Origin of the sequence: Rhodococcus ruber, from assembly GCF_016804345.1 — a bacterium.
GTDB classification, from domain to species: Bacteria; Actinomycetota; Actinomycetes; order Mycobacteriales; family Mycobacteriaceae; genus Rhodococcus; species Rhodococcus ruber.
On sequence record NZ_CP044211.1, the window covers coordinates 2,079,146 to 2,105,603 of the forward strand.

Annotated in this window: 28 protein-coding genes; 22 read left to right on the forward strand and 6 right to left on the reverse strand. The window is 71.2% G+C overall.

What is annotated here, in order from left to right:
* Nucleotides 1-1,176 carry a patatin-like phospholipase family protein gene (locus F1734_RS09760; RefSeq protein ID WP_140189112.1) on the reverse strand — a complete coding sequence of 392 codons (1,176 nt, stop codon included), beginning with the start codon at nucleotides 1,174-1,176 and terminating at the stop codon, nucleotides 1-3.
* 242 nt (nucleotides 1,177-1,418) lie between these two features.
* Between F1734_RS09760 and F1734_RS09765 the strand changes: the two genes are divergently transcribed.
* Nucleotides 1,419-2,087 (forward strand): HAD family hydrolase, encoded by a 669-nt coding sequence (locus F1734_RS09765; protein WP_140188438.1) that lies wholly within the window; start codon nucleotides 1,419-1,421, stop codon nucleotides 2,085-2,087.
* A 46-nt stretch (nucleotides 2,088-2,133) separates the two neighbouring features.
* On the opposite strand, the gene F1734_RS09770 is transcribed toward F1734_RS09765, so the two are convergent.
* A complete protein-coding gene (locus tag F1734_RS09770) occupies nucleotides 2,134-3,114 on the reverse strand; it encodes a hypothetical protein (RefSeq protein ID WP_202637515.1) in 981 nt (326 codons plus the stop codon).
* A 147-nt stretch (nucleotides 3,115-3,261) separates the two neighbouring features.
* Nucleotides 3,262-4,797: a hypothetical protein gene (locus F1734_RS09775; protein WP_140188439.1), complete on the reverse strand. Its 1,536-nt coding sequence runs from the start codon at nucleotides 4,795-4,797 to the stop codon at nucleotides 3,262-3,264.
* Between the two features lie 123 nt (nucleotides 4,798-4,920).
* Here F1734_RS09775 and F1734_RS09780 point away from each other — a divergent pair, with 123 nt between their 5' ends.
* Both F1734_RS09780 and F1734_RS09785 read left to right on the forward strand, forming a co-directional pair.
* The gene (locus tag F1734_RS09780) at nucleotides 4,921-5,778 is read left to right on the forward strand and encodes a ParA family protein (RefSeq protein ID WP_140188440.1); all 858 of its coding nucleotides are present in this window, start codon (nucleotides 4,921-4,923) and stop codon (nucleotides 5,776-5,778) included.
* Nucleotides 5,775-6,257, forward strand: a complete 483-nt coding sequence (locus F1734_RS09785) for a hypothetical protein (RefSeq protein WP_140188441.1) — start codon at nucleotides 5,775-5,777, stop codon at nucleotides 6,255-6,257. Before F1734_RS09780 ends, F1734_RS09785 begins: the two co-directional genes overlap by 4 nt.
* Before the next feature lie 30 nt (nucleotides 6,258-6,287).
* Here the strand turns inward: F1734_RS09785 and F1734_RS09790 are convergent, their stop codons facing one another.
* Entirely contained in the window at nucleotides 6,288-6,446 is a 159-nt protein-coding gene (locus tag F1734_RS09790) for a hypothetical protein (RefSeq protein WP_006944786.1), read from the reverse strand.
* Nucleotides 6,447-6,651: 205 nt separating this feature from the next.
* Between F1734_RS09790 and F1734_RS09795 the strand changes: the two genes are divergently transcribed.
* The 16 genes from F1734_RS09795 to F1734_RS09870 all read left to right on the forward strand — a co-directional run bounded on the left by F1734_RS09795 (nucleotide 6,652) and on the right by F1734_RS09870 (nucleotide 23,470).
* A complete protein-coding gene (locus F1734_RS09795) occupies nucleotides 6,652-7,392 on the forward strand; it encodes a DUF429 domain-containing protein (protein ID WP_140188442.1) in 741 nt (246 codons plus the stop codon).
* Nucleotides 7,393-7,456: 64 nt separating this feature from the next.
* Nucleotides 7,457-8,374, forward strand: a complete 918-nt coding sequence (locus F1734_RS09800; RefSeq protein ID WP_203011570.1) for a pseudouridine-5'-phosphate glycosidase — start codon at nucleotides 7,457-7,459, stop codon at nucleotides 8,372-8,374.
* Between the two features lie 375 nt (nucleotides 8,375-8,749).
* Nucleotides 8,750-10,033, forward strand: a complete 1,284-nt coding sequence (locus F1734_RS09805; RefSeq protein ID WP_140188444.1) for an aromatic ring-hydroxylating oxygenase subunit alpha — start codon at nucleotides 8,750-8,752, stop codon at nucleotides 10,031-10,033.
* 13 nt (nucleotides 10,034-10,046) lie between these two features.
* Entirely contained in the window at nucleotides 10,047-10,637 is a 591-nt protein-coding gene (locus tag F1734_RS09810) for an aromatic-ring-hydroxylating dioxygenase subunit beta (protein ID WP_140188445.1), read from the forward strand.
* A 10-nt stretch (nucleotides 10,638-10,647) separates the two neighbouring features.
* Nucleotides 10,648-10,923 (forward strand): hypothetical protein, encoded by a 276-nt coding sequence (locus F1734_RS09815; RefSeq protein ID WP_029542639.1) that lies wholly within the window; start codon nucleotides 10,648-10,650, stop codon nucleotides 10,921-10,923.
* Nucleotides 10,920-11,627 carry a type 1 glutamine amidotransferase gene (locus tag F1734_RS09820; RefSeq protein WP_140188446.1) on the forward strand — a complete coding sequence of 236 codons (708 nt, stop codon included), beginning with the start codon at nucleotides 10,920-10,922 and terminating at the stop codon, nucleotides 11,625-11,627. Before F1734_RS09815 ends, F1734_RS09820 begins: the two co-directional genes overlap by 4 nt.
* Entirely contained in the window at nucleotides 11,617-12,600 is a 984-nt protein-coding gene (locus tag F1734_RS09825) for an NAD(P)/FAD-dependent oxidoreductase (protein ID WP_140188447.1), read from the forward strand. The genes F1734_RS09820 and F1734_RS09825 overlap by 11 nt, the downstream gene beginning before the upstream one ends.
* 20 nt (nucleotides 12,601-12,620) lie before the next feature.
* Nucleotides 12,621-12,953, forward strand: coding sequence for a ferredoxin (gene fdxA / locus F1734_RS09830; protein ID WP_043800072.1), 333 nt, complete (start codon nucleotides 12,621-12,623; stop codon nucleotides 12,951-12,953).
* A gap of 31 nt (nucleotides 12,954-12,984) precedes the next feature.
* Complete coding sequence (locus tag F1734_RS09835; RefSeq protein WP_140188448.1) at nucleotides 12,985-14,478, forward strand: glutamine synthetase family protein; 1,494 nt, start codon at nucleotides 12,985-12,987, stop codon at nucleotides 14,476-14,478.
* 36 nt (nucleotides 14,479-14,514) lie between these two features.
* Nucleotides 14,515-15,882, forward strand: a complete 1,368-nt coding sequence (locus F1734_RS09840; RefSeq protein WP_161572325.1) for a styrene monooxygenase/indole monooxygenase family protein — start codon at nucleotides 14,515-14,517, stop codon at nucleotides 15,880-15,882.
* A complete protein-coding gene (locus tag F1734_RS09845; RefSeq protein WP_161572326.1) occupies nucleotides 15,879-17,036 on the forward strand; it encodes a M24 family metallopeptidase in 1,158 nt (385 codons plus the stop codon). Before F1734_RS09840 ends, F1734_RS09845 begins: the two co-directional genes overlap by 4 nt.
* Nucleotides 17,037-17,052: 16 nt before the next feature.
* Nucleotides 17,053-18,852 (forward strand): hydantoinase B/oxoprolinase family protein, encoded by a 1,800-nt coding sequence (locus F1734_RS09850; RefSeq protein ID WP_065922788.1) that lies wholly within the window; start codon nucleotides 17,053-17,055, stop codon nucleotides 18,850-18,852.
* Nucleotides 18,853-18,854: 2 nt separating this feature from the next.
* A complete protein-coding gene (locus F1734_RS09855; RefSeq protein WP_037200721.1) occupies nucleotides 18,855-20,939 on the forward strand; it encodes a hydantoinase/oxoprolinase family protein in 2,085 nt (694 codons plus the stop codon).
* A gap of 68 nt (nucleotides 20,940-21,007) precedes the next feature.
* Nucleotides 21,008-22,150 (forward strand): LuxR C-terminal-related transcriptional regulator, encoded by a 1,143-nt coding sequence (locus F1734_RS09860; protein WP_140188450.1) that lies wholly within the window; start codon nucleotides 21,008-21,010, stop codon nucleotides 22,148-22,150.
* Nucleotides 22,147-22,935, forward strand: coding sequence for an SDR family oxidoreductase (locus F1734_RS09865; protein ID WP_006933109.1), 789 nt, complete (start codon nucleotides 22,147-22,149; stop codon nucleotides 22,933-22,935). The genes F1734_RS09860 and F1734_RS09865 overlap by 4 nt, the downstream gene beginning before the upstream one ends.
* Nucleotides 22,936-22,939: 4 nt before the next feature.
* Nucleotides 22,940-23,470 carry a flavin reductase family protein gene (locus F1734_RS09870; RefSeq protein WP_140188451.1) on the forward strand — a complete coding sequence of 177 codons (531 nt, stop codon included), beginning with the start codon at nucleotides 22,940-22,942 and terminating at the stop codon, nucleotides 23,468-23,470.
* 172 nt (nucleotides 23,471-23,642) lie between these two features.
* Here the strand turns inward: F1734_RS09870 and F1734_RS09875 are convergent, their stop codons facing one another.
* Complete coding sequence (locus tag F1734_RS09875; protein ID WP_237658187.1) at nucleotides 23,643-24,035, reverse strand: alpha/beta-hydrolase family protein; 393 nt, start codon at nucleotides 24,033-24,035, stop codon at nucleotides 23,643-23,645.
* 103 nt (nucleotides 24,036-24,138) lie between these two features.
* Between F1734_RS09875 and F1734_RS09880 the strand changes: the two genes are divergently transcribed.
* Nucleotides 24,139-24,588 (forward strand): DUF6325 family protein, encoded by a 450-nt coding sequence (locus tag F1734_RS09880; protein ID WP_140188452.1) that lies wholly within the window; start codon nucleotides 24,139-24,141, stop codon nucleotides 24,586-24,588.
* 55 nt (nucleotides 24,589-24,643) lie between these two features.
* Nucleotides 24,644-24,937 (forward strand): SHOCT domain-containing protein, encoded by a 294-nt coding sequence (locus F1734_RS09885; protein ID WP_140188453.1) that lies wholly within the window; start codon nucleotides 24,644-24,646, stop codon nucleotides 24,935-24,937.
* Nucleotides 24,938-25,022: 85 nt separating this feature from the next.
* Here the strand turns inward: F1734_RS09885 and F1734_RS09890 are convergent, their stop codons facing one another.
* Complete coding sequence (locus F1734_RS09890) at nucleotides 25,023-25,439, reverse strand: CoA-binding protein (RefSeq protein WP_029542672.1); 417 nt, start codon at nucleotides 25,437-25,439, stop codon at nucleotides 25,023-25,025.
* 202 nt (nucleotides 25,440-25,641) lie between these two features.
* Here F1734_RS09890 and F1734_RS09895 point away from each other — a divergent pair, with 202 nt between their 5' ends.
* Entirely contained in the window at nucleotides 25,642-26,436 is a 795-nt protein-coding gene (locus tag F1734_RS09895; protein ID WP_006933093.1) for a hypothetical protein, read from the forward strand.
* Nucleotides 26,437-26,458 lie beyond the last annotated feature (22 nt).

The window sequence follows — 26,458 nt, forward strand, 5'->3', positions numbered from 1 at the left end:
CTACGACGACGTCCGAGGTGCTTGTTCGCGGGATGCCAACCGGTGCAACGCCGCGAGTCCGAGTTCGGCTGCGGCGGAGGTGAAGTCCGGGTCGAAGAGCAGGAAGCTCAGCAGGTCGCCGTGGTCCTCGCGGGTCCCTCCCACGAGGCGGCCCAGCACCGACAGCCAGGGGTGGCGCAGGCCGCCCACCCCCGCGCCCTTCTCGCTGTAGATGTCGTAGGCGAGCCGGCCGAGGTCGTATGCCTGCTCGAGCGACGGGCCCGCGAACCGCACCTCGATCTCCCGATCCGAGGTCACGTCCGCGCTGTCCACTCCGGCTGCGCGGATGCGCATCAGCCGGTCGTTGCGGACCTCGAGCTGGTGCAGGTCTTCGATCATGCGGTCCGAGAGGACGGCGCGCAGGACGAGTGCGGCGGCACCGAACACGTCGGGTGGCTCGTCGTCGCCGGGCGCGAGATCGGCGGCAGGCTGTTCGATCCAGTGCCGCGGCTGGGTCGCGACGACTCCGAGGGTGTCCGCGCCGAGGGCGAGGGCCGGCTTCAGCGGGGTGTTGAGCTGCAGACCACCGTCGACGTACCAGCCCGCCCACGCCGCCGGTTCGGTGACCCGGACGGGCCGGAACAGCACCGGCACCGCCGCCGAGGCCAGTACGTGCTCGACGGACAGTTCCGTCTCGACGTAGGTGATGTTGCGTTGTTCGTCGTAGTCGGGCAGCGGCACCGACGGGTGTTTCTCGACGAAGACCACGGTGCCGCGGGTGGCGACGGAGGTCGCCGTCACCGCGACCGCCCCGATGGCCCCGCTGCGGATGTTGGCGTGCAGGTCCTCCCAGCAGATGAGAGATGTCAGCAGGTCGCGCATGCGCTCGGTGTCGAGAAGGCTCGGCAGCGTGACGTCCAGACCGGCGGCCTGACCGAGGTAGCGCAGGCCCGTGCCGACCAGCGTCCCCACGGGGCCGAAGACGTCGTCCAGTCCCACCGTCGACCACAGGCTCACGATCCTGTGGGTTGCGGCCTTGTACCCGTCCCCGGCGAAGGCGGCCAACGCGACGACGTTCAGTGCGCCGGCGCTGGTTCCCACCAGAATCGGGGGGTGCTCCGACCTCGGCAGGTGCGGCAGCAGCGATGCGATAGCTCCGGCCTCGTACGCGCCCCGGGCGCCCGCGCCGGATACCACCAGACCTACGGTTTCGCTCACGGTCGTCCCCCTCACGACGAGCACGTGCGTACATCGGAGAACGATACGCGCCGGTGCGGCGCCGAATGCGTGATCCGCAGGAGGCGGACGAGGGGCGCGACGAGCACATCCTCGCCCCGTCGGCAGCGCTCACGGGCATCCGGCCGAGGCGCCGGATCCGTCCGCCGATCGGTTGCGTGTCGGTGTCGTGCCTGCGGACGAGTGTGGCCGAGACTGGGCCTGTGTCCGATATCGGCGGTGTGGAAGCGGTGGTGTTCGACCTGGACGGTGTGCTGGTCGACTCCGAACCGCTGTGGGAGCAGGTGCGCCGGCAGGTCGTGGCCGAGCACGGGGGTCGGTGGACTGCCGACGCGCAGAGCCGATTGATGGGCATGAGTACCCCGGAGTGGTCGAGGTATCTCAGCGACGGTCTCGGTGTCGACCTGCCACCCGACAACGTGGCAGCGCTGGTCATCGATCGCATGGGCGCCCGCTACGCCGACCGGCTGCCGCTGATTCCGGGTGCGGTCGAGGCGGTGCGCGCGATGGCGGCGCGGTGGCCGCTCGGGCTGGCCAGCTCGTCCCCGCAGGCTCTGATCGACGGCGTGCTCGACGCCGCAGCGCTGGGAGACGTGTTCACCGTGGCGCTGTCCACCGAAGGTGTGGCGCGTGGGAAGCCGGCACCCGACATCTACCTGACGGTGGCCGAGCGACTCGGGATGGACCCGGCTCGGTGTGCGGCGGTGGAGGATTCCAGCAACGGGCTGCGGTCGGCGGCATCGGCCGGCATGCGGGTGATCGCGATTCCCCATCCCCGGTACCCACCCGACCCGGATGCGCTCGCCCTCGCAGGACTCGTGCTGCCCGGCCTGGACAGTCTCACCCCGGCCGCGGTGGCAGCGATGAGGTGAGAGAGGTGGATGCCGGGGCCCTGCCCCGGTGCAGCCGGTCTCGCCCCTATGCCGGGGGACTCGGCGCAACGCCGACCGGCTGACCCGAAACACGTTTGGGAAGAACGGGAGTGGGAGCCGGGACCGCGCAGGGTGCGAATTGCGCGGCCCGGAACAGGTTGTCGGCGACGCACTCTCCGTCGACACCGGCGGGGACGGAACCGGCGACGAGACCGCGGACCTCCCGATACAGCGCGGTGGTGTGTTCGACGGCGAGCTGCACCGCGAGCTGGTGATACGTCGTGCCGGGATATCCGGGGACCGGCTCACGACCGCGGAGCGTGCCCGGATCGTCCTTGTTCAGAGTCAGGTGACACTCCTCGAACGGGGCGGGCGGGGCGGGCGGGCCCTCGGCCGGTGGGACGGACGACCCGGCCGGGGGGGCGGGTGGACCGCTCGGGCAGCCGTCGAGACCGTTCGCCGGGGTCAGCTCGAAGAACCCGGTGTGGAGTCCGGCCGGAAGAGCGGCGGGATCGCACGTCGGGAAGAGCGGGGCGAGCCCCGGTGCCCGATCCGTGCCGACGGCCAGCTCGACCCAGTTCGAATGGGAGTAGAAGTCGGCGAGTGCGTGGGTCAGGCCGCCGACGGCGCTGCGGGCCGCGAAGCCGTTCGCGGAGGTGCGGAACTCCGGCGGGCCGGTGGGTTGCGCACCGGCGATCACGGCGGGCACGAAGAAGTTCCACGCGTCCCGGGCACGGTCGCAGACGTCCGCCGGTCGCGCGGCGTTGTCGAAGTGCCGGAAGGCGTCGCCCTGGAACAGGTCGCTGCCTTCGTTGCCGGTGCCGGTGAGGAGGCTTCCGGTGATCTCGGCGAGCGCCGGGTCGTCGACACCCCCGTCGAGGGTGGCCGGGGGCAGCGCTGCACGCAGGATCGCGCCGTGGATGTCGGGCGCGAAGGCCAGCGCGTTCGGCGGCATCGACACGGACAGGAGTGCAGCGGCGGCAACCGTCACGATCGTCGACAGACCGGGGCGGGGAAGCAGTGTCATGGGTACTCCGCAGTCGTTGGGTCGTGGCAGTCGTGGCAGTCGTGGGTCGTGAGCACCGCGCTGCTTCCGGCGATGCCGCGTTCGTTACCAGTGGTGGCCTCCTCCGAATATCCCCCTCGGCGGCGATCGTCGCCGGGGAATTCGGGATCATCGCAGAGCCTGCCCGGCCGGCACCCCGAACGGCCGCACGAGTACGGCCCCCCAGTCCCGCCACGGCGGGCACGGTGGGGGCGGACGCCCGTTCAGGAAGCGGATCGCCGCGTCCTCGAATGCCGCCGATTTGGGCAGGTACGGGTGGGCTACGCGGGCCGGGCACCCGTTTCGCTCGACGTCGAGCCGCCAGTCGTCCGGCATCAGGGGCAGATCGGTGGCCGCGGGGAGGCTCGTTGCTCGTACCGTTGCGGGAAGTGGCTGAGCGAGGATGGATTCCGCGGCTCCCGCCGTGCCGAGCAGTTCCCGCGCGGCGGGGGTGTCCGGGTCGAAGTGGAACCGGACCAGGTCGGTGGCCGGAGCGGCGGCACGCAGCAGGTCGCCGAAGACGCGGCCGGGCGCGTTCACGTGCGGTGGGGGATAGCCGGTCGGGGTGCTCGGGAACGGGCCGACCAGCAGTAGCGCATCGACGTCGACCCGTCCGGTGGCGACGGCCTCCCACACCACCCACACGGCGTGCGAATGCGCGGCCACCACCAGCGGACGAGGCAGCGCGGACGCCTGCTCGACGAACAGATCGACCTGCTCGTGGAACGGACGCTGGGTGTCGCTCGGCCCGTAGGGGGCACCCGTGCGGATCGGGCAGGTCGCGTCCCGCTGCGGCTGCCCGTCGCCCGGTCCGGCATACGAGAAGTAGTACACCTGCTCGCAGCGGTAACCGAGGCGGTGCACGTCCGTCGCGTGGATCGCGCCCCGCCCCGACGCCGAGTTGATCCCCGACAGGATCAACAGCGAACCCGGCTGCGGCGGTCCGGGTTCCGGCTCCTCGTACCCGCGGGTCGCGACGAACACGAGCGACGCGGCGGCGAGCACCGCGACGAGCGCGGTCAGGACCGCCCCCGGCCGGCGCAGCGCCGGGCGGCCCATCGCCCGGATCGCCAGGCCGGTCGCGACGGCCGAGACCGGGACGAGCGGCACGGTCAGGACCGGGACCCGTTCGGCCACGGCACCCAGCGCCAGGATCACCGCGCAGTACGGCAGCATCACCTCGACCCGCAGCCCCCGCCGCCAGGTCAGCGCGACGGCCGCGCGCAACCGGGATCCGCCCTGCCACGGCACCGGGCCGAGCGTGAGCACCAGCACCCCGATCAGGGCGACGGCGGGCCAGAACAGCCGGGAGTACAGGACCGCGTAGGCGGTGGCGTCGGCGAACGCCGCCAGCAGCACCGGCCCGAACGCGACCGTGTAGAACAGGGCCGCGAAGCGCAGGCGGCGGGCGTCGAGGCCGCCCAGGAGCCACGCCATGAGCGCCACCCGGGCTGCGGCCACCCCGGCGAGCAACACCAGGAACGCCGGCCACGACGACGCCCGCGACAGCAGGATCCGCAGGTCGGTGAACTGATCCAGCGGCGGCAGCGCCACCAGGTGGATGAGCCCCGGCCAGGTCGGGACCGCGTTCGTCGCGGCGAGCAGCACGACGAGCGCCGCGGTGGCCGCGAGCGGCCACCAGCGCCTCCACCGTCCCTCTCGCACTCGCGGGCTCCCGTCGCCGACTGCCTCGAATCTAGGGGGTGCGCCGGTGCCCGGCGCCGGATTCGTCCGGGTCCCGGTGTACTTTGCTGAGCGAACGAGTAGCGAGTGTGCTGGGGGTGTGGTGTGGCGCGGGTGATCGCGACGATCAATCTGAAGGGCGGCGTCGGCAAGACCACGACGACGGCCGCCCTCGCGGAGTTCATGGCCGCCGAATTCGGGCAGCGGGTGCTGCTGATCGACCTGGACCCGCAGACCAACCTCACCACGATGATGATCGGGGAGGAGCGCTGGCAGGAGCTCAACCAGCTCGACCGCACCCTCGCCACGCTGTTCCGCGGCGCCGTCGATCCCGACGCCCCCGCCTTCGACATCGAGAAGGCCCTCCAGCGCGACGTCTCACCCGTGCGCGTCGTCGAGAACGTCGACCTGCTCGCCTCGTCGCTGGATCTGATGGACATCCAGGAGGGACTGAGCCACCAGCAGTACGCCGACCCGAAGTCCACCCGCCCCCTCGAGGTGCTGCTGCACGCGATCACCCCGATCGCCGACCGGTACGACTACATCCTCGTCGACTGCCCGCCCAACCTCGGCATGCTCACCCAGAACGGCCTGCGGCTGGCGAACGGCTACCTCATTCCGACCATCCCCGACATCCTCTCGACCTACGGCATTCCCCAGCTGCAGACCCGGGTGCGGGCGTTCGCCGAGCGGACGGGACATCCCATCCGCGAGGTCGGCCTCGTCATCACCAAGTACCGGAGTGCGTCGAACCTGCACCGCAGCATCATCGAACAGCTGCAGCGCGACGAGCGGATCGCGAACGTCGTGCCGGCGTGGATCCCCGAGGCCAACCAGATCGCGCAGTCCGCGGAGTTCGTCCCGTACGGCACCCTCAAGCGCAAGTACGGCAACTCCGGGCAGTTCGACGCCCTGCGCATGCTGACCGAGGACGTCCTGATGAACGCGCAGGTGCTGCTGTGACCGGCGCCGTCGACCGCGACGAGGCCCGCCTCCGAGTGCAGATCGGGGAGGCGAGCGCCGCGCTGATGCGGCTGCAGGGATCGAGCCCCGCCGCCGCGACCGCCCTGGTGCGGCTGGTGCAGGTGATCGCCGACAAGGCCGCCCGCACCCCGCGGTTCGCGCACGCCCTCGCCTCGGCACTCACCGCGCCGGGAGAGGCGCCGTCGCCCGCCCCGGCACCGCGGAAGGCCCCCGCCGCTCGGCGCGGCACACGCGCCCCGGGGCCGTTCGACCCGTTCGCCGCGTTCCGCGACGGCGGCGAGGCCGGCCTGCGCGCGAAGCTGGCGCCGCTGGACGTCGAGCAGCTCAAGGACATCGTCGCCGAGCACGCGATGGACTACGACCGCCTCGCCATGCGCTGGCGCACGCCGAAGAAGTTGCAGGACAGGATCGTCGAGCGGGTCAAGGCACTCACGACGAAGGGCGACGCCTTCCGCTGACGGCGCAACCGGATCGCGGAGCGGCGCCGGTCAGGGTGTCCGTGTCCGTCGATCCACTTCCTTCTCGACGGCGACGGCGAGGTCGTGGACGACCCTGGAGTGCCATTGCTTATGAGCCGCGAGGTCCGCGGCGAGGGCATGGCAGTCCGGGCATTCCTGTGCGGCGCTGTTCTGCTGGGTGTGCTCCATGGTGTTGCACCTCCTGGAAGAAATATCCGCCTCCACCGTGGCACGGATGCGGAACGTAGTCCACGATTGCGTGCCCGCCGATCGTGTGCGTGCCGGCGGCTTGCTCCCTCCAGGGCGTGCCTGCCCCCGTTGTGGCGGGACCGGGGTGCACGGTGCACAGTACGAGTGCAGGCTCCGGGGCCGGGCAGCGGATACCGTGACGTCCGTGAAGACGGTAGGGGTCGACCTCGCGGCGGAGCCGGCGAAGACGGCGGTCGCCACCGTCGCCTGGGAGCACGGCACCGCGACGGTGCAGGAGCTACGGCTCGGCGCGACCGACCCGGACGTCGTCAACGCGGTGGCCGCCGCGGACCGGACCGGCATCGACGCGCCGTTCGGGTGGCCCGACGCGTTCGTGGACTTCGTCGGCGCGCACCATCGCCTCAAGTACTCGCGCGAGCGCGCCCTGAGCAGCCGAGCCGGACGGCTCCCGCTGGTGCGGCGGTTGACCGACCGCGTGGTGCATGCCGGGACGGGAATAGTCCCGTTGAGCGTGTCTGCGGATCTCATCGCCCATGTGGCGCTGCGGTGTGCGGGTCTGCTCGCGGAACTCGATGCCGTCGGGGTGGATGTCGACCGCGTCGACGGAACGGTGGTCGAGGTGTATCCCGCTGCTGCGCTGCAGGGCTGGGGCCTGCCGTTCAAGGGATACAAGAGCGCGAAGAACCGCGAGGCGCGGGCCGCATCGGTGGCCGCACTGGAACGCGCCCTTCCGGGACTGAGGCTCGGCGGCTTCCGGGACCTCTGTGTGGCCTCCGACGACGCGTTCGATGCGGTGGTCGCCGGCCTCGTCGCCCGAGCGGCAGCGCTCGGAAGAACCGTCCGGCCCGATGCGGCGCAGCGCGCCGTCGCGGTCCGGGAGGGGTGGATCCATCTGCCGCTGTGCGGAATCCGTGAGCTGCTCTGAATTTCCGAGATGATCGGCGACGCTCGCCCTCCGCCGCTACCCTGCACGCAACGAGAGGAGCCGCATGGACCCGGTGATTCGGATATCGGACGAGGTGCGCGACGCCGTCGCAGCCCGCCGGCCGGTGGTGGCCCTGGAATCGACGATCTTCACCCACGGCCTGCCGCGCCCCCGCAACCTCGAGGTGGCGCTCGAGGCGGAGGCGCGGTTGCGGGAGGCGGACGTCGTCCCCGCCACCGTCGGCGTGCTTCGCGGCGTCCCGACCGTCGGGCTGTCCACCGACGAGATCACCGACCTCGCGACGGCGGAGACGGTGACGAAGCTGAGTGTGCGCGACCTGCCGATCGCCGTGGCGCGACGACTGTCCGGCGGCACCACCGTTGCCGCCACGGCGCTGCTCGCACACCGCGGCGGGGTCGAGGTCTTCGCGACGGGCAGGCTGGGCGGCGTGCACCGCGGCGCGCAGAGCACCTTCGACGAGTCCGCCGACCTGGTCGCCCTGTCCACCGTGCCGATCCTCGTCGTCAGCGCCGGCGTCAAGTCGATCCTCGACATCCCGGCCACGCTGGAGCGGCTCGAGACCCTGAGCATTCCGGTCGTCGGCTACCGCACGACCAGCTTCCCCGGCTTCTACATCCGCGACAGCGGCTGCCCGCTCGAACATTCCGTCGGGTCGCCGGCCGAGGTCGCCGCCCTTGTCCGTGCCCGGGACGCACTCGGCCTGAAAGCCGGTGTCCTGCTTGCGAATCCGGTATCGGAAGACGCCCAGCTCGACCCCGCGCTGCATGCGCGGGTGCTGCACGAGGCCGAGGAGCGGGCCGCGGCGGCCGGAGTGGTCGGGAAGGACACCACGCCGTTCCTGCTCGACCACTTCCACCGCGCGACCGGCGGCCGCAGCCTCGACGTCAATGTCGAGGTCTATCGGGGCAATGTCGCGCTCGGCGGTGCCGTCGCCACGGCGCTCGCCGCCGAACCGCGATAGCCGCCGGCCGGGGGTTCCCGCCCGCCGCCTCGAGGGCGGCCGTGCCCGGTGCGCCACCGCGCGTTGACAGCGACTGTGACCTGGGGCACAATCATGCCCACGTCCGGCGGGTGTCGTAACCCCGCCGTAATCGGCCGTCGTGCCGCGACCCGTCATGGGTCCGTTCTGTAAATCTCTTGTTACACACGGGATTTCTGGTGTCGTTCGACCCTTGCGGGCCGGTGAATACCCCTCCTGGGAGGGATACCGAGCCCCGTGCGGCCCGGCCAGGATTAACCCGACGCGAATGCAATCCGACGCGATCGGAAACCGCCCGAACCTCGGGCGACGACGAACGATCCCGCCACGTGACGCCTCGGCGAAAGGGCAAAAGCCATGACCGTGAGTTCCACCCACTCGTACGACGAGCTGGTGCAGCACGACCGGGTGCACCGCACGCTGTACACCGACCCGTCGATCTTCGACGACGAGATGCGCCGCGTCTTCGGCCGCACCTGGGTGTACCTCGCGCACGAGAGCCAGGTCCCCACTCCCAACAGCTACCGCACCGGCTACCTGGGTCTGCGCCCCATCATCGTCACCCGAGACCGGGCCGGCGAGCTGCACGCCCTGTTCAACCGCTGCACCCACCGGGCCGCCACCGTCTGCCGTGACGAGAGCGGCACCGCCAAGAACTTCCAATGCCCGTATCACGGATGGACTTTCAAGAACACCGGGCAGCTCGTGGGGGTGCCGTGGCCCGACGCGTACGGACCGGACTTCGAGCGCACCGACCTGAACCTCGGCGTGGTGCCGAGGGTGGAGAGCTACCGCGGCTTCGTCTTCGGCACCCTCAACGCCGATGCGCCGCCGCTCGCCGAGCATCTCGGCCCGGTCCGCGAACCCCTCGACTACTGGATCGACCGCGCCCCGGGTGGTGAGGTGTTCCTCCGCAACTCCGCGCACCGCATGGTCTACCGCGGCAACTGGAAGCTGGCGTACGACAACGCCGGCGACGGATACCATCCGGCGTTCTCGCACCGCTCCCTGCTGCAGATGGCCGAACGGCTCGGCGAGTCCAAGGACATGACGTACTTCGGCCGCACCCCCGACCGCGGCCCCATGTACGCGCAGTACCTCGGCAACGGACATACCTTCATCGACCAGCGCCCCAGCTACGACGGCCCCGGCGCGTTCTGGGCCAACCAGCGCCCGCAACCCGGGCGGGAGGTGTTCGAGGAGCTGATCCGCAGCGAGTACCCCGACGACGCGCTGCGCTACCTCGACCTGACCGTCGGCGCCCAGATCAACCTCAACATCTTCCCGAACCTGCTCATCATCGGGAACCAGGTGCAGGTGATCGAGCCGCTCGCCGTGGACCGTACCCAGCTCACCTGGTACGCCACCACCGTCGGCGGTGTCCCGGACGAGGTCAACGTCCTGCGCATGCGCACCCAGGAGGACTTCCCGGCCTTCGGCGAACCCGACGACCAGGCCAACTTCGAGGAGGCCCAGCGCGGCCTGAGCATCCCGGAGGTCGCATGGGTGCAGATGAACCGCGGATTCGGTGTGGAGGGCCGGCAGAAGGTCGACGCCGACGGCGTCGTGACCGGGCCGGTGACCGACGAGCTGCACATGCGCGGCTACTACCAGGAATGGCTCCGGCTGATGAGCCGGTGAAGGGACACGACAGATGACCGTGCAGAGCAACGAACGCCACGACACTTCCCGGTACTCGTACTACCTGGACTCCGCCTACTACGACCACCTGGCCGAGCTGATGGGGGCCTGGCAGGAGGACTGGAGCGAACCCGATCCGCGGGTGCGCTCCGAGGTCGAGAACCTGCTCTACCGGGAGGCGCGCCTGATCGACGACGGCCGCTTCAACGACTGGGTGGAGCTGTTCACCGACGAATGCCTCTACTGGGTGCCCACCACCCCCGGCGGCGGCGACCCCCGGCGCGAGGTGTCCCACGCCTTCGACGACCGTCGCCGGCTGATGGACCGGATCTACTGGCTGCGCACCGGACTCGCGTTCTGCCAGATCCCGTCGTCGCGCACCCGGCGGCTCGTCACCAACGTCGAGGTCCTCGACGCACCCGACCGCCGGCTCGTGCGATCGAACTTCCTGATCACCGAGTTCCGGGCGGGCACGACCAAGACGTACGCCGGCTGGTGCGGGCACGAACTCGTCCGCCGGGACGAGCAGTGGCGGATCGCGGTCAGGCAGGTCAACCTCGTCGACTGCGAACACGGCCACGAGAACCTGACCCTCGTCCTCTGACGGGCCCGCCATGACCGACAACACCGAACTCGACCGCCTGCGCGCCGAGGTGGACCGGCTCACGCGGCGCGTCGACCGCCTCGACCGCGAGCTCGCCGCCCACCGGCAGGTCGCCGACGCGATCCGGCGCGCGCAGTTCTGGGACTTCACCCCCTACGAACTCGTCCCGGACGGCAGCTGGATCGCCGTCGACCGCGCCGACGCCGTCGCCCTGCTGCGCGCCCTCGCCGCCACCGACCACTGGCGACCGTGGACACACACTCTGGAACCCCGAGGTGCCGTATGAAACCCCTGCTCGTCGTCGCCCACGTCGACGACCCCGACCTGACCGTCCTCAGCGACGTCGTGCGCGATCACGGCGTCCCGATCCGGATCGTCCGCCCCTTCCGCGGCGACGTGCTGCCCGCGCCGGACGAGGCCGCCGCGGTGATCTGCCTGGGTGGTAAGGAGTCCGCCGACGACCCGCACGACTACCTGCTGCGCGAACGGGACTTCCTGCGCACCGCCGCGGCCGGCGACGTGCCCACGCTCGGGATCTGCCTCGGCTCCCAACTGCTCGCCCTCGCGCTCGGCGGCACGGCGGTGCGCGGCAGCGACCGTGCCGAGGTCGGCTTCGTCGACGTCACCGCCTGCGGGGCGGGGGTGGATCACCCCGTCGATTTCACCGGCACCCGGTTCTCCTTCCACTGGGACACCTTCCAGCTGCCGCCCGACGTGACCGTCCTGGCCCGGTCCCGGGACTTCGTGCAGGCCTTCGCGTTCCGCTCCGCCATCGGGGTGCAGTACCACCCCGAGAGCTCCGTCGACGGCATCGCCGGGCTCATGGCCGGCGAGCCGGACAAGGTCCGCGCCGCCGGCGCCGACCCCGACGAAATCCGGGACAAGGCACCGGAGTTCGCCGATCCCTCCCGCGATCACCTCGCCGCCCTCGTCGAGCACCTGCTCGCCCCGGCGCTGTGCCCGAGCCCCGGAGACGGTCATGGACACTGACACCGACCTGCTCATCCTCGGTGCCGGCCCCACCGGCCTGTACGCCGCCTACTACGCCCGCATCCGCGGCCTGCGCACCGTCGTCGTCGACGCGCTGCCCGAGCTCGGCGGCCAGGTCGCCGCGCTCTACCCGGAGAAGGAGATCTACGACGTCGCCGGCCTGCCCGCGGTGAAGGGCAAGGACCTCGTCCGGCAGCTCGTCGAGCAGGCCGGCGACGACGTCGAGTACTTCCTCGGCCGGCAGGCCGTGGACCTCGATCGCGACGGCGACGTGCTCACCGTCCGCACCGACGACGACGAGCGCATCCGCACCCGCGCCGTCCTCGTCGCCGGCGGCATCGGGTCCTTCCGGCCCCGGCCCCTCGACGCCGCCGACAGGTACGCCGGGCGCGGCGCCGCGTACTTCGTCACCGACCTCGGCGACTACCGCGACCGCGACGTCGTGGTCGTCGGCGGCGGGGACTCGGCCCTCGACTGGGCGCTCGCCCTCCATCCGATCGCCGGGTCCGTCACCCTCGTGCACCGCCGCGACCGCTTCCGCGCGCACGCCGCGTCGGTGGACGAACTGCGCCGCCGCGGCGCGACCATCCACACCAACGCCGAGGTCACCGCCGCACACGGCACCGACAGTCTCGAACTCGTCGAGGTCCTGCGCCACGAGCACGGCGACACCGTGCGGCTGCCGGCGCAGAAGCTGATCGCCGCGCTCGGCTTCACCGCCCAGCTCGGGCCGTTGCGCACCTGGGGCCTCGAACTCCACGGTCAGCACATCGTGGTCGGCCGCGACATGGCCACCAACGTCCCCGGCGTCTACGCCGCCGGCGACATCGCCGAGTACCCCGGCAAGGTGCGGCTGATGTCCGTCGGCTTCGGTGAGGCCGCGACCGCCGTCAACCACATCGCGCACCGCATCGACGACGATGCGCCGCTGTTCCCCGGCCACTCCACCGACGCCGGCCCCGTCCCGAGCTGACGCACCCCCCAGGAGGAACCGTGCCGTACTTCATCGGAGAACCCTGCACCGACGTCATGGACAAGTCGTGCATGGAGGAATGCCCCGTCGACGCCATCTACGAGGGCGCCCGCAAGCTCTACATCCACCCGTTCGAATGCGTCGACTGCGGTGCCTGCCAATCGGTCTGCCCGATGGAGGCCATCTCGAACGACCGCCGGGTGGACGAGACCACCCGCATCCATCTCGAGGACAACGCCGTCTTCTTCAGTTCGGTGCTGCCCGGGCGCGACGTCCCGCTCGGCTCCCCGGGCGGGGCGGTGCACACCGGCCCGATCGGGGTCGACACCCCGCTCGTCGCGGCACGCGACTGACCCCACGAACCCACCCCTCACGGAGGACCGCATGTCCACTTCAGCCAAGTTCGTCGCCCGCCACGCCCTGTACGACGCCGCGCAGCAGGAGGCCGCCGACCGCGCCCGGAACCTTCTCGCGGAGAAGGGCATCGAGATGGTCCGCCTGGCCTGGCCGGATCAGCACGGCCTGATCCGCGGCAAGACGATGACCGTCGACAGCTACCTGGCGGCGCTCGGGTCCGGCACCGAGATCACCATGGCGCCGTTCTTCTTCGACACCGCCAACGCCATCGTCTTCAACCCGTTCAGCCCCGGCGGCGGGTTCGACATGCCCGAGCTGTCCGGCAGCCCGAACCTCACCATGGTTCCGGACCCCACCACCTTCCGGGTGCTGCCGTGGGCGCCGGACACCGGCTGGGTGCTGTGCGACCTGTACTTCCGCGACGGCAGCCCCTTCCCGTTCTCCCCCCGCAGCATCCTGCGCAACACCCTCGCCCAGCTCGAAAGCGCCGGCTACCACCTGATCACCGGCCTCGAGGTCGAGTGGTATCTCACCCGCGTCCTCGACGACAAGCTCGTCACCGGCTCCCTCGGTGCCCCCGGGATGCCCGCCGACCCGCCGGAGGTCGCGGCCGTCGCCCGCGGCTACAACTACCTCCTCGAATCGCATCTCGACGAGATCGACGACGTGCTGCGCCCGGTGCGACAGGCCGTCACCGCGCTCGGGCTGCCGCTGCGCTCGATCGACGACGAGTGGGCGCCGAGCCAGGTCGAGACCACCTTCGACGTGCTCGAGGGTATGGCCGCCGCGGATTCGATGCTGCTGTTCCGCTCCGCCGTCAAGCAGATCTGCCGCCGCGGTGGCTACCTCGCCTCCTTCATGTCCACCCCGGGCATCCCCGGCTTCTACGCCAGCGGCTGGCACCTGCACACCTCCCTGGTCGACACCGTCACCGGCGAGAACGTCATGGTGCCGGGGGAGGGGGAGCTGCTGTCCGACATCGGCCGGCACTACGTCGGCGGCACCCTGGCCCACGCCGCCGCCGCGTCGCCGTTCATGACGCCCACGATCAACGGGTACCGCCGTCGTCGCCCGTACTCCCTGGCCCCGGACCGGCTGACGTGGGGCCTGGACAACCGGGCCGCGATGATGCGCGTCATCAGCGCCCCCGGTGACAAGGCCTCACATGTCGAGAACCGCGTCGGCGAGCCCGCCGCCAACCCGTACCTGTACATCGCGGCGCAGGCCGCCGCGGGGCTCGACGGCATCAAGAACAAGACCGAGCCGGGTGCCCCGTCGGTGGATCCGTACGCCGCCGACGTTCCGCACCTGCCCACGAGCCTGAAGGAAGGGCTCGCGGCCCTGGGGGCGAGCCGGTTCTACCGGGAGGCGTTCGGCGACCGTTTCGTCGACTACCTCGTCACCATGAAGTCCAGCGAGGTCTCGCGCTACGAAGCGCACCTGGCCGAGCAGCCCGACCCGCAGGGCTACGCCGAGACCGTCACCGAGTGGGAACACCGCGAGTACTTCGAACTCTTCTGACCACCGCTCCACCCACCGGCACAAGGGATGACCGCCATGAGAAGAATCTCCGTGATCGGGGCCGGCCAGGCCGGAACCCTCCTGTCGATGGCCCTGCAGGCCAACGGCTTCCAAGTAGACCTCTACACAGACAAGACCGCCGAGGAGATCCTGCACGAGACCTCCCCGACCGGCACCGCGGCCCTGTTCCACCGCTCGGTCGCCACCGAGCTGCGGCTCGGCTGCCCCGGCTACGACGACAAGGGCGTGCCGATGGACGCCCTGCACGTGTGCTTCAGTCCGAAGATCGGGCAGGAGCTGGTGCACTTCGGCTCCGCGCTCGGCGACGCCGCCGGCGGTGCCGTGGACGTGCGCCGCAAGTCGTACGACCGGATGGTGCGCCTGGCCGAACTCGGCGGCAACATCGTCGTGACATCGGTGCAGCCCGACGACCTCGACGACATCGCCGCCGGCAGCGACCTGACCGTCGTCTCCACCGGCAAGTACGGATTGTCGTCGCTGTTCGCCCGCGACGCGCGGCGCAGCGTCTACGACACCCCGCAGCGCAACCTCGCCATGGTGCTCGTGCGCGGCATCCCCACCGACGGCACCGCCTTCCCCAACCGTGTCGAGGGCTCGACGGGCGTGTGCTTCAACCTCTTCGGCGACGCCGGGGAGATCTTCTGGGTGCCGTTCCTGCACAAGTCCGGCGAGAACGTCTGGTGCCTGGTGTTCGAGGCCAAGCCTGGCGGCCCGTTCGACTGCTGGGCCGACGTCACCACCGTCGAGCAGGCCTTCGCGACCGCCTCGCGCCTGGCCCGCGACTACACCCCGTGGGACTGGCCGTCGATGCGGAACATGGAGCCGATGCTCGACGACCCGCACTCGTGGCTCAAGGGCCGGGTCACCCCGTCCGTGCGTTCCGGGCTGGGCACCACCCCGGGCGGCCGGCCGATGATGAGCCTCGGCGACACGTCCGTCGCCTACGACCCCGTCGCCGGTCAGGGCGCCGGCTCCGGCATCCGGCAGGCCGGGCACTACTTCGACGCCCTCCTCGCCCGCGCCGACGGACCCTTCGACGCCGAATGGATCACCCGCACCTTCGAAGGCGTCTACGAGGAGCACATCGCCGGCACCTACCGGTTCACCAACCTGCTCCTCGAACCGCTCGGCAAGACACCGCAGCGGGTGCTCACCGCGTGCTTCGCCGACCAGCGCCTCGCCACCCGCTTCGCGCAGGTCTTCGACGCGCCTCCCACCGCCTTCCCGTGGCTCACCGAGCGCGCGGCCGCCGACCGGTGGATCGGCGAGCACACCGGTCGCCGCCCCGGCGCGGTCGTCGCCGCCGGCACCGCGAAGATCCTCGCCGGGCAGGTCCGGAACAAGTTGTCCGGCAGCCACTTCCCGCGGGCGGTGAGCGCGTGATCGCCACCCTCGCCGAGCGCGACCGGCGCTGGCGGCTGCTGCACGAGCGGATGGAGCGCGACGGTTACGACGCGCTGCTGTTCGCCGCCGCCGACTACCGCGGCCACAAGGGCGCCCTGCGCTACCTCGCCGACTACAACCTCTCGCACCGCTACGGCTACGCCGTCCTGCATCCCGACGCCGCGCCCACCCTCGTGCTGCCGAAGAACCTCGAGGGCGGCCGCCGGCCCCGCACCGGCTGGATCGACGACTACGTCTACGCCGAGAAACTCTCCGAGGCGCTCGTCAAGACCCTCACCCGGGGTGCGGCACCGGCCCGCGTCGGCATCGTCGGCATGGGGCAGGTCATGAAGGTCGAGGACTACCTGCACCTCACCGAGGAGCTGCCCGGCACCGTCTTCGAGGACGCGAGCGCGATGTTCGAGCAGGTCCGCGCCGTCAAGACGGCCGCCGAGATCCGTGGCGCCGAGGAGTCCGCGTACATCGCCGACCGCTGCTTCGAACGGCTGCTCGAGATCGCCCGCCCCGGCACGACCGAACGCGCCGTCGCCGCCGAGATGTACCGCGTCGCCTACTCGCTCGGCGCCGAGGACCCGCTGTTCCTCACCATGTACGCCGACGACGAGCCGACCGGCCCGTGCCCGACGTTCGGGGCCCCCGGCGGCCGGGAACTCACCGCCCACGACGTGTTCACCTTCAGCTACGAACTCGTCGGGCCCGCCGGCTACTGGATGGAACTGTCCCGCATGGTCACCTTCGCCCCGCCCACGCCGGAGGTGCAGCGCCTCGCCGACGCGGTGTGCTCCGGCCTGGCCGCCGGAAGCGCCGCCCTGCGCCCCGGCACCACGATGTCCGGTGTGCAGCGCGACGTCATCGCCGCGATCGAGCAGCACGGGGTCAGGTCGTCCTACTGGTCCGGCCACGGCCTCGGCCTCGACGTGCTCGAGGAGCCGTGGGTGGGCCTGGAGATGGTGCAGGACAACGAGAACCACGAGGCCGTCACCGTCACCGCCGAGGGCATGGTGATCGCCCTGCACCCCATGCTGTGGGACGCCGACTCCGGCGCCATGGGCTACATGGCCGACACCTGCGTCGTCGAGGCCGGGCGCACCCGCACCCTGTCCAAGTTTCCGACCGAGCTGTACCGGGTCTGAGAGAGGTAGAGCAATCATGACCACCCTGGAACGCCCCACCGCCGGCACGGCGGGCGGCACCGCCATCGACCCGATCCTCGCGTCGGTGCTGCAGCGGCGCGTCGACGCCATCGCCAAGGAGATGGCGACGATGCTGATGCGCTCGTCCCGCTCGCCGATCTTCAACGAGATCGGCGACCTGGTGACGGTGCTGTTCGACAAGCACGGCCGCACCCTCGCCCAGGCCGAGTTCGCCGCCATCATCGCCTTCGGCGCCCAGCCGCCACTCGAATACATCATCGACTACTTCGGCGACGACATCGCCGAGGGCGACGTCATCCTCCACAACGACGTCTACACCGGCGGCAACCAGAACGCCGACACCGGCGTCTACCTGCCCATCTTCCACGAGGGCGAACTCGTCGGCTGGGCCGCCGCCAAGGGCCACATGGCCGACATCGGCGGCATGACCATCGGCGGCTACAACCCCAGCGCCACCGAGATCTGGCAGGAGGCCCTGCGCATCCCGCCCGTGAAGATCATGGCCGGGGGAGTGCTGCGCAAGGACGTGTGGGACTTCGTCGGCGCCAACATCCGCATCGACTTCGTCATGGAGGACATCAAGTCCATGGTCGGCGCGTGCACCGTGGGCTCGCGCCGCCTCGTCGAACTGCTCGGCCGCTACGGCCGCGGCACCTTCGACGCCCACATGGACTACATCCTCGACAGCTCCGAGAAGCAGGTCCGTGCCGAGATCGGCCGCTGGCCCGACGGGGTGTACCACGGCGAGAGCTGGATGATCTCCGACGGCCTCGACCCCACTCGCCGCTACAAGGTCGCCTGCGACATCACCGTCTCCGGCGACGAGGTCACCTTCGACTTCTCCCGCACCGACGACCAGGCCCCCGGCATCACCAACATGCCGCCCGCCTCCGCGATGGGCGCCGTGCGCATCGCGTTCCTCATGCTCGTCGCCGCCGGCGGCATCAACATCCCCACCAACGACGGCCTGTTTCGGCCCGTGCACACCGTGTTCCGGCCCGGCTCGCTGCTCAACCCGCACTTCCCGGCCGCGACCATCTTCGGCAACCAGATGTGCGACGAGGTCGTCGACGCCATCATGTCGGCCCTCGCCGACGCCCTGCCGGACCGCGTCACCGCAGGGTGGAACAAATTCATCTGCACCGCCCTCAACGGCACCGACCCACGCACCGAACAGCCGTTCGTGACCCTCACCGTGTTCCAGCGCAACGGCCCCGGCGCCATGAAGGGCACCGACGGGTGGGACGCGCTCGGCTTCACCGGCACCGCCGGGCAGATGCGCTCCCCGGACCCGGAGATGTTCGAGCTGTCGAGCCCGCACTTCCTCGAATATCACGAGTACCTACCGGATTCGGCCGGCGCCGGCCAGTGGCGCGGCGGCCTCGGCACCCGCTCGGCGTGGCGCTGCTACGGCGACTCCGAAATCGGCGTCACCATCGGCGAATCCGTCGAATCTGAGGGCGGCGCCCCCGGAGCCGGCCTGTTCGGCGGCGGCCCCTCCGGCATGAACCGCATGACCGTCGAATACCCTGACGGCACCACCCACGAGTGGGGGTCGAAGGAACTCGTCGAGCTCCCGTCCGGCTCGGTGGTCCGCTCCGTCAGCGGCGGCGGCGCCGGCTACGGCGACCCGCTGCTGCGGCCCGCCGACCTCGTCGCCGACGAGGTCCGCAACGAACTGCTCTCCGCGGAACAGGCCCGCATCCGCTACGGCGTCGTCGTCGACGCCGCCACCCGCACCCTCGACGCCGAGGCAACCGCTCAGCTGCGCAACACCCGGAAAGGCGGACAGTGACCATGTCGGCAACACCCAGCATCCGCATCGGAGTCGACGTCGGTGGCACCTTCACCGACTTCCTCGTCGTCCACGAGGACGGCACCCGGCTCGTGCACAAGACCAGCTCCATCCCCTCCGACCCGTCCACCGCGGTCGTCAAGGGCCTGACCGAGATCGCCGAGCGGCGCGGGGAGACCCTCACCGGCCTGCTCGCACAGGTCCACACCATCGTGCACGGCACCACCGTCACCACCAACGCCCTGCTCACCCGCACCGGCGCCAAGACCGGCCTGCTCACCACCGAGGGCTTCCGCGACGTGCTGCAGATGCGCGACGGCACCCGCGAGGACGCCTACGACAACCGGCTCACGCCGCCGGCGCCGCTCGTGCCCCGGGCGCTGCGCCGGCCCGTCGGCGGCCGCCTCGACCACGAGGGCACCGAGGTCACCCCGCTCGCCACCGACGACGTGCGTGCCGCCGCCGAACTGTTCCGGCGCGAGGGCGTCGAGGCCGTGGCGGTGTCGTTCATGCACTCGCACGCCGGCGACGAGCACGAACGACAGGCCGCCGACATCCTCGCCGCCGAGCTGCCCGGCGTGTACCTGACCCGCTCGAGCGAGCTGCTGCCGCAGGTGCGCTACTACGACCGCACCAGCACCGCCGTGCTCAATTCCTATGCGGGACCGATCATCACGCGCTACCTTCGGGTGCTCACCGAGGCGCTCGACGCGGCGGGATTCACCGGCATCCTGCTGCTCATGCAGTCCAACGGCGGCGTCGCCACCCCCGACGAGCTGGCCCGCCGTGCCGCCCTGTCGCTGCTGTCCGGCCCGGCGTCCGGGCCCACCGCCGGCCTGCTCGAGGTCGCCCCGCACGGCTGGGACCGCTGCCTGACCGTCGACATGGGCGGCACCAGCTTCGACGCCGCCGTCGTCAACGACGGCCGGCCGCTCGTGATGACCGACGGGCAGATCGACCGCGGCCGCATCGCCCTGCCCATGGTCGACATCCACACCATCGGCGCCGGCGGCGGCAGCATCGCCTACGTCGACGAGGGCGGCCTGCTGCGCGTCGGCCCCGAGAGCGCCGGCGCCGTCCCCGGACCCGCCTGCTACGGCCGCGGCGGCACCCGCGCCACCGTCACCGACGCCGACGTCGTCCTCGGCTACGTCGACCCCGCGAGCTTCCTCGGCGGCGACATCCCCCTCGACCGGGAGGCCTCGATCGAGGCGATCCGCCGCGACGTCGCCGAACCCCTCGGCATCTCCGTCGAGGAGGCCGCCGCCGGCATCTACGACGTCGTCAACGTCGGCATGGCCGCCGGTGTCCGGGAGATCACCGTCCGCCGCGGTCTCGACGCCCGCGACTTCCCGATCGTCGTCGCCGGGGGAGCCGGGCCCGTCCACGCCGCCGCCATCGCCCGCGAACTCGAGATCCCCGTGCTCGTCACCCCGCGCGAGTCGTCGATCTTCTGCGCCGCCGGCATGCTCGTGTGCGACTTCCAGCACGACTTCGTGCAGAGCCACAAGGCCGAACTCGCCGCCCTCGACACCGGAGAACTCCTCGGGATCTGGCACGACATGGCCATGCGCGGCCGCAAGATCCTCGCCGAGGAAGGCGTCGCCGACACCGAGGTGACCCTGCAACCCTCGCTGGACATGCGCTACCGCGGCCAGTGGTACGAGATCAACGTGCCGCTCGACCCGTCGTCCCTCGACGGCGTCGACCTCGCCGACGTCGCCGAGCGGTTCCACGCCATGCACGACACCCTGTTCGGCTACCGCTCCCCGGACATGCCGATCGACGTGCTCAACATCCGGCTCAGCGTCGTCGGCACCACCCCCAAGCCGCGCCTCGACAGCGCCGTCGTGCCCACCGGCGACGGCACCGGGCGGATCGGCACCCGCCCGATCTGGTCGGTGCTGCACCGGACGATGGTCGAGGCCGCGGTGTACGACGGGCACGGCCTCGGCGTGGGCGCACACTTGGAGGGGCCGGCGATCATCGAACTGGGCACCAGCAGCGTCGTGGTGCCCGACGAGTTCGCCGTCGAGGTCGACGACCGCGGGTCGTTCGTCCTCCGCTACCGGCCGGCGGCGTCCTGAACGCCGGGCGGGTTGCCGATACGAGGGTGGAGGCCGCCGCACGGGCGGCCGAGGAGGTGCAGGGGGCCATGGACATCGAGTTCCCGTTCGACGGTGACGACGACGATCGCACCGTCGCGACCGATCTCGCCGACGTCGCCGAGTCCCTCCTCGCCGTCGACACGGTCGAGGCGATCCAGGACCTGTGCATGGACCTCGTCCCGCGGGTGCTGCCGTCCCGTGCCTTCGGCATCTACCTGTTCGGCGACTCGCCCGGCCGCACCCCGCTGGCCGCCGCGGAGGGCGTCAGCGAACGCTTCCTGACGCTGTACGAGGAACTCGGCCGTCACCAGGACCCCGTGCTGCGCACGCTCGAGCAACGCCGCCGCCCCACCCACAGCAGCCGGCTGATGAGCGAGAACACGTGGACCGAGTCCCCGTTCTTCCGCGACGTGGCCCGCCTGCACGACATGCGGATGGTGCTCGAGGCGCCCATCATCGAACGCGGCCACGTCGTCGGCACCCTCAACTTCGCCGACAACGACCGGCTCGCGCTGGCGTCGCCCGCGGAGATCGCCGTCGCCGGCGCCCTGGGCCGGCTCGTGGGTGTCGCGGTCACCGAGGTGGCTCGGCGGGAGGCGGCCCGCGCCGTGCAGGACGACCTGTGGGCCGCGCTCGACCTGTCGAGCGAGGCCACGGTCATCCTCGATCTCACCACCGGGCAACGCCAGGTCAACGCCGCCGCGCGGACCCTGCTCGGCCGGGTCGGCATCAGCGAGCCCACGCTCTGGCTGACCGGGCTCATCGAAGCCGGCGGGCCCGGCCGCGACGCCGACGCCGGCATGCGGCAGACGTTCGTCCTGGACGTGCGCCTCGACGGGGTGTCCCGGCACCTGCAGGTGCAGAGCTGCGTCACCGACCGGGGCGGCGCCCGCCGCGTCGTGGCACTGCTCGAGCTGTTGCCCGCCGCACCGGGCGTCGCCGCGCTACCCGACCACCTCGCCTCGCAGCTCTCCGCCCGCGAACGCGAGATCGCCGCCCTCGCCGTCGCGGGCCTGCAGGACCAGCAGATCGCCGAGAAGCTCTTCCTCAGCCGCTACACCGTCAAGCAGTACCTCAAGACCACCTACCGCAAGCTCGGGATCCGATCCCGGCTCGAGCTCACCCGCGCCGCCCTCACCGGCGAACCCGCCGACGACGGACCGCACCCCACGACCCCGGAGCAGCCATGACCACCACCGCCCCCACTGCCGTCGTCACCGGCGGCGCCACCATGATCGGCGCGGCCGTCGCCGAAGCCCTCGCCAAGGACGGCTGGTCCGTCGCGATCGTCGACGTCGATCCCGCCGGCGGAGCCGTCGCCGACCGGCTGGGCGAGCAGGCGAGCTTCCACCGCACCGACCTCACCGACGACGAAGCCCTCGCCGGCACCGTCGCCGCGATCGCCGACCGTCACGGCGGCATCGACCACCTCGTCAACCTCGCCTGCGTCTACCGCGACAACGGGCCCGCCTCCACCCGCTCCGACTGGCTCGCCACCCTCGACGTCAACGTCGTCAGCGCCGCCGTCCTCACCGGGCTCGCGCTGCCGTGGCTGCGCCGCTCCGACCGGGCCGCCGTCGTCAACTTCACCTCCACCTCCGCGCGCGTCGCGCAGGCCGGGCGCTGGACGTACCCCGTCAGCAAGGCCGCCATGGTCCAGCTGACCCGCAACATGGCCCTCGACCTCGCCGCCGACGGCATCCGCGTCAACTCCGTCTCGCCCGGCTGGACCTGGTCCAACGCCATCGACCAGCTCTCCGGCGGGGACCGCGTCAAGGCCGACCGGGTGGCCGCGCCGCTGCACCTGCTCGGCCGCACCGGCGACCCGGCGGAGGTGGCTGCCGTGGTGCGGTTCCTGCTCTCGCCCGAGGCGTCGTTCGTCACCGGAGCCGACTACGCCGTCGACGGCGGTTACACCGCCATGGGCCCCGAACGGGCCGATCAGCTCATGGCCGAACTCGCCGGACAGGAGTGACGCCATGACCACCCACGGACTCGACCCCCGCGACCTGCGCAACGCCTTCGGTCAGTTCGCCACCGGCGTCACCGTCATCACCGCGCGCGGTGCCGGCGCCCGGCGGGCCGGCATCACCGCGAACTCGCTGACCTCCCTGTCGCTCGATCCGCCCCTGCTGCTGTTCTGCCTCGCCAACCGGGCGCCCAGCTATGAAACGTTCTGCACCGCCGAGTATTTCGCAGTCCACGTGCTGGGGGTCGAGCAGCAGGGGCTGTCGCAGCGGTTCTCCCGGCCCGCCGAGGACAAGTTCGCCGGGCTGCCGGTCGACGAGGGGCCCGGCGGGGTGCCGCTGCTCGGCGGATGCCTCGCCCGGTTCGTGTGCACCCGCGAAAATGCTTACGTGGAGGGCGATCACACCATCTTCGTCGGCCGGGTGCGGGAGTACGAACGGGGAGAGGACGAGCCGCTGCTGTTCCACGCCGGCAGTTACCGGCTCGCGGCACCCCGGGAGGCCGTGCCCGGGTGCGTCGCCCGCTCGCCGGCCGCTCGGTAGGGCCGTCAGCCGCGCCGCCTGCCGCACCCGACGGCCGGGCGCGCGTCCATCACTACCGCCACGCCCTGGTCGGACTGTCGTCGACGTCGACGAGCAGGTGGTTCCCCGGGTCTCGGAAGATTCGGTGCCGGAACATCACTCGAATCATCGCCACCGGAACGCCCCTCCTGTCCTACTCGCCGGCTTCGATGATCGTCCGGAGGGTGGTGAGTTGCTCGGGGGTGATCCCCGTCGGTTGCATGACCGCGTTCCATCCGTCGACGTACCCGGAGGTGTATTTGTGGCCGTGGCCGCCCGGGACACCGGTGGAGAACGGCAGGTCCGCGGTGACCTGCCAGAACGTCACGAACGGCATCCAGAACATCTCCTCGAGCACATCCTGTCCGGGTGGCTGACCGATCCAGTCCGGTTCGCCGAGGATCAGATTCGGGCTCCACCAGACGATCGGGTCGGACGGATGCATCAGGTACAGGACCCGACTGCCGTCCCAGGGCGTGTCCGCGGGAGGAATCTCCGTCCGGGGATCGGCATGCGCCGGGGGCGGGTCGGTGTCCCGATGCCACATGTGCAAAAACTGATGCGGGTTGCCGCGCGCGGACTATCGTCGAACAGGTGGTGGGGTGGTGCGCCCGCCGAACACTGGTTCCGTCGCTGAAACGAGGCTCCTGGTGACCGATTCCGACATCGACGAGATGGGTCCGGTCGACTATCTCGTCATCGAGTTTCCTGCCGATCGCCCTCCCGACGGGTCGGCGCTACCGCTCCTGCGCGACCTCGTCGAGCGCGGCATCATCCGCGTGCTGGACCTGGCGTTCGTCCGCAAGGACCCCGACGGCTCCGTCGCCGGCATCGACATCGCCGAGGTCGGGCTCGAGGGCGAGATCGACGTGACCCTGTTCGCGGAGGCCGCCTCGGGTCTGCTCGACGACACCGACTTCGAGGAAGCCGGAGCCGCGCTCGAGCCGGGCTGCTCGGCAGCCGTCCTGGTCTACGAGAACACCTGGGCCGCGCCCTTCGCGCGGGCACTGCGTCGCAACGGCGCCCAGCTCGTCGCGTCGGGCCGCATCCCGGTGCAGAGCATCCTGTCGTCTCTGGACGCTCTTGGATCTGAAAGCTGAAGTAGAACAGAGCAATTCGAATCGACATACCATTCGAGTACCCGAGGAGTGCACCATGCCCGGACTGCTTCGCGGAGTCGCCCGTACCGCCGTGGTGGCCGGAACCGCCACCGCCGTGTCCAACCGGGTGTCCCGGCGGCAGGGCCAGCGGTGGGCGGCGCAGGAGCAGGCTTCATACGACCGCGATGCGCAGTACCCGCCCGAACCTGCCCCGGCGCCGACCGCCCCGGCGGCCCCGGGAGGGACGGACCGGATCGCCGCATTGAAGGACCTCGCCGAGCTGAAAACACAAGGCGTGCTCACCGAGGCCGAGTTCGAGGCCGAGAAGGCCCGGATCCTGGCGTCCTGACCCCTCCGCTCGATCGGCACGCCCGCGGGCCGTCGCCGGCGGGTCGGCCGGTCTGCGAGGGCGACGCCGCGGCGCAGCAGCGGGCTCAGCCGCGCCGCCTGCCCCACTCGATCGCCGGGCACGCGTCCATCACCATCGCCACGCCCTGCTCGGTGGTGCGCCGGAACGCGTCCTCGTCGATCACGCCGAGCTGGAACCACACGCCCTTCGCGCCGATCGCGACGGCCTGGTCGGCGAACTCGCCCGCCGACTCCGACCGGCGGAACACGTCGACCACCTCGACCGGGAACGGGACGTCGGCGAGGGACGCGTAGCCCTGCTCGCCGAGCACCGTCGGCGCGTTCGGATGAATGGGGACAATCCGCTTGCCGCGCTCCTGCAACAGGCGCGCGATCCGGTACGCGGTCCGGCCGGGATTGCCGGACAGCCCGACCACCGCCCAGGTGTCGCAGTCGTCGAGCATCAGGTTCACAGCCTTCGGGTCCTGCCAGGACGTGCTCATGGCAGCAAAATTACCCCTCGTCGGCGCGGGGCGGACATCGTCGCGGCACCCGGGCCGACCCACCGAAGGCCGACTCGTCCGGCCACCGCCGAACCCCTGCCCGTACTCTGGAGTACAGAAACTCGAGTCGTGCCGCGTTGGACCCGTCGCAACACAGCTCACCGATGCGTACGGGGCGCAGCACAGAAATGGACGCAGTCGAGTGCAAGATACGGCCGGTCGAGGCATCCAAGCCTTCATTTCCGAGGTCATCCAGCGCGGGGGCCGCGCCGAGCGGCTCGAGCACCTGCCGCGCAACCCGGTCCAGGTGTGGGGCGTCGACGGGAACAGCTGCATCGTGCGCGTCCGCGCCAAGATCGACGGGGACTGGCAGGCGCGACGGCAGGACGCCCTGCCGGACGCCGACGACACGGGCTCGCAGTTCTGGGTCTTCGTGGACCTGGGGAGCACCCCGGTGACGTACTTCGTGCTGCCGTCCGACGAGGTCGCGGCGGGGATCGCCGCCGAGGTCGACATCTGGATGGCCGATGCGCGCGGCCGGACCCGCACCGGAAGCCATGCCATCCCGCTCAGCAGCGTCGCCCACGGCAAGGACCGCTGGGACCTGCTCGGCCTGACGCCGGCCAAGGACACCACCCGCTACACCGACGACGACGCGGCCGAGGCCGAGCAGGAGCGGCTCGCCCGCAACCGCGCGCGCAAGGCGAGCGCCTCGGGCAAGGCGCGCGGGGCGGCCGAGCCCGAGGTCGCCGAGGACCCGCGGCTGCCGGTGCTCGCCGACTGGGACGGCTACCGGGTGAAGGGGCGGTTCGACCCCGCCACCGGCGTCCTCGAGATCACGGCCGGTCCGATGGAGGGCCGACGGTTTCCCGATCCGACCACCGCCGCCGTCGCCGTCGCCAGCTACCTCAGCGGTGACGTCGAATCGTGCGACGGCGGCATGTTCTGGCGCCTCGACCAGCCGGAATCCACGCCGTTGGGGGCGCATCTCGCCTGACGGCACCCGAGGTTTCCGCCCT

Coding starts and splice junctions, on each gene's coding strand:
- F1734_RS09770 (WP_202637515.1), bottom strand. CDS start 3,114: ATGACACTGCTTCCCCGCCCCGGTCTGTCGACGATCGTGACGGTTGCC.
- F1734_RS09875 (WP_237658187.1), bottom strand. CDS start 24,035: ATGTGGCATCGGGACACCGACCCGCCCCCGGCGCATGCCGATCCCCGG.
- F1734_RS09865 (WP_006933109.1), top strand. CDS start 22,147: ATGACCACCACCGCCCCCACTGCCGTCGTCACCGGCGGCGCCACCATG.
- F1734_RS09885 (WP_140188453.1), top strand. CDS start 24,644: ATGCCCGGACTGCTTCGCGGAGTCGCCCGTACCGCCGTGGTGGCCGGA.
- F1734_RS09855 (WP_037200721.1), top strand. CDS start 18,855: ATGTCGGCAACACCCAGCATCCGCATCGGAGTCGACGTCGGTGGCACC.
- F1734_RS09790 (WP_006944786.1), bottom strand. CDS start 6,446: ATGGAGCACACCCAGCAGAACAGCGCCGCACAGGAATGCCCGGACTGC.
- F1734_RS09810 (WP_140188445.1), top strand. CDS start 10,047: ATGACCGTGCAGAGCAACGAACGCCACGACACTTCCCGGTACTCGTAC.
- F1734_RS09870 (WP_140188451.1), top strand. CDS start 22,940: ATGACCACCCACGGACTCGACCCCCGCGACCTGCGCAACGCCTTCGGT.
- F1734_RS09820 (WP_140188446.1), top strand. CDS start 10,920: ATGAAACCCCTGCTCGTCGTCGCCCACGTCGACGACCCCGACCTGACC.
- F1734_RS09825 (WP_140188447.1), top strand. CDS start 11,617: ATGGACACTGACACCGACCTGCTCATCCTCGGTGCCGGCCCCACCGGC.
- F1734_RS09890 (WP_029542672.1), bottom strand. CDS start 25,439: ATGAGCACGTCCTGGCAGGACCCGAAGGCTGTGAACCTGATGCTCGAC.
- F1734_RS09850 (WP_065922788.1), top strand. CDS start 17,053: ATGACCACCCTGGAACGCCCCACCGCCGGCACGGCGGGCGGCACCGCC.
- F1734_RS09800 (WP_203011570.1), top strand. CDS start 7,457: ATGGACCCGGTGATTCGGATATCGGACGAGGTGCGCGACGCCGTCGCA.
- F1734_RS09815 (WP_029542639.1), top strand. CDS start 10,648: ATGACCGACAACACCGAACTCGACCGCCTGCGCGCCGAGGTGGACCGG.
- F1734_RS09840 (WP_161572325.1), top strand. CDS start 14,515: ATGAGAAGAATCTCCGTGATCGGGGCCGGCCAGGCCGGAACCCTCCTG.
- F1734_RS09860 (WP_140188450.1), top strand. CDS start 21,008: ATGGACATCGAGTTCCCGTTCGACGGTGACGACGACGATCGCACCGTC.
- F1734_RS09805 (WP_140188444.1), top strand. CDS start 8,750: ATGACCGTGAGTTCCACCCACTCGTACGACGAGCTGGTGCAGCACGAC.
- F1734_RS09835 (WP_140188448.1), top strand. CDS start 12,985: ATGTCCACTTCAGCCAAGTTCGTCGCCCGCCACGCCCTGTACGACGCC.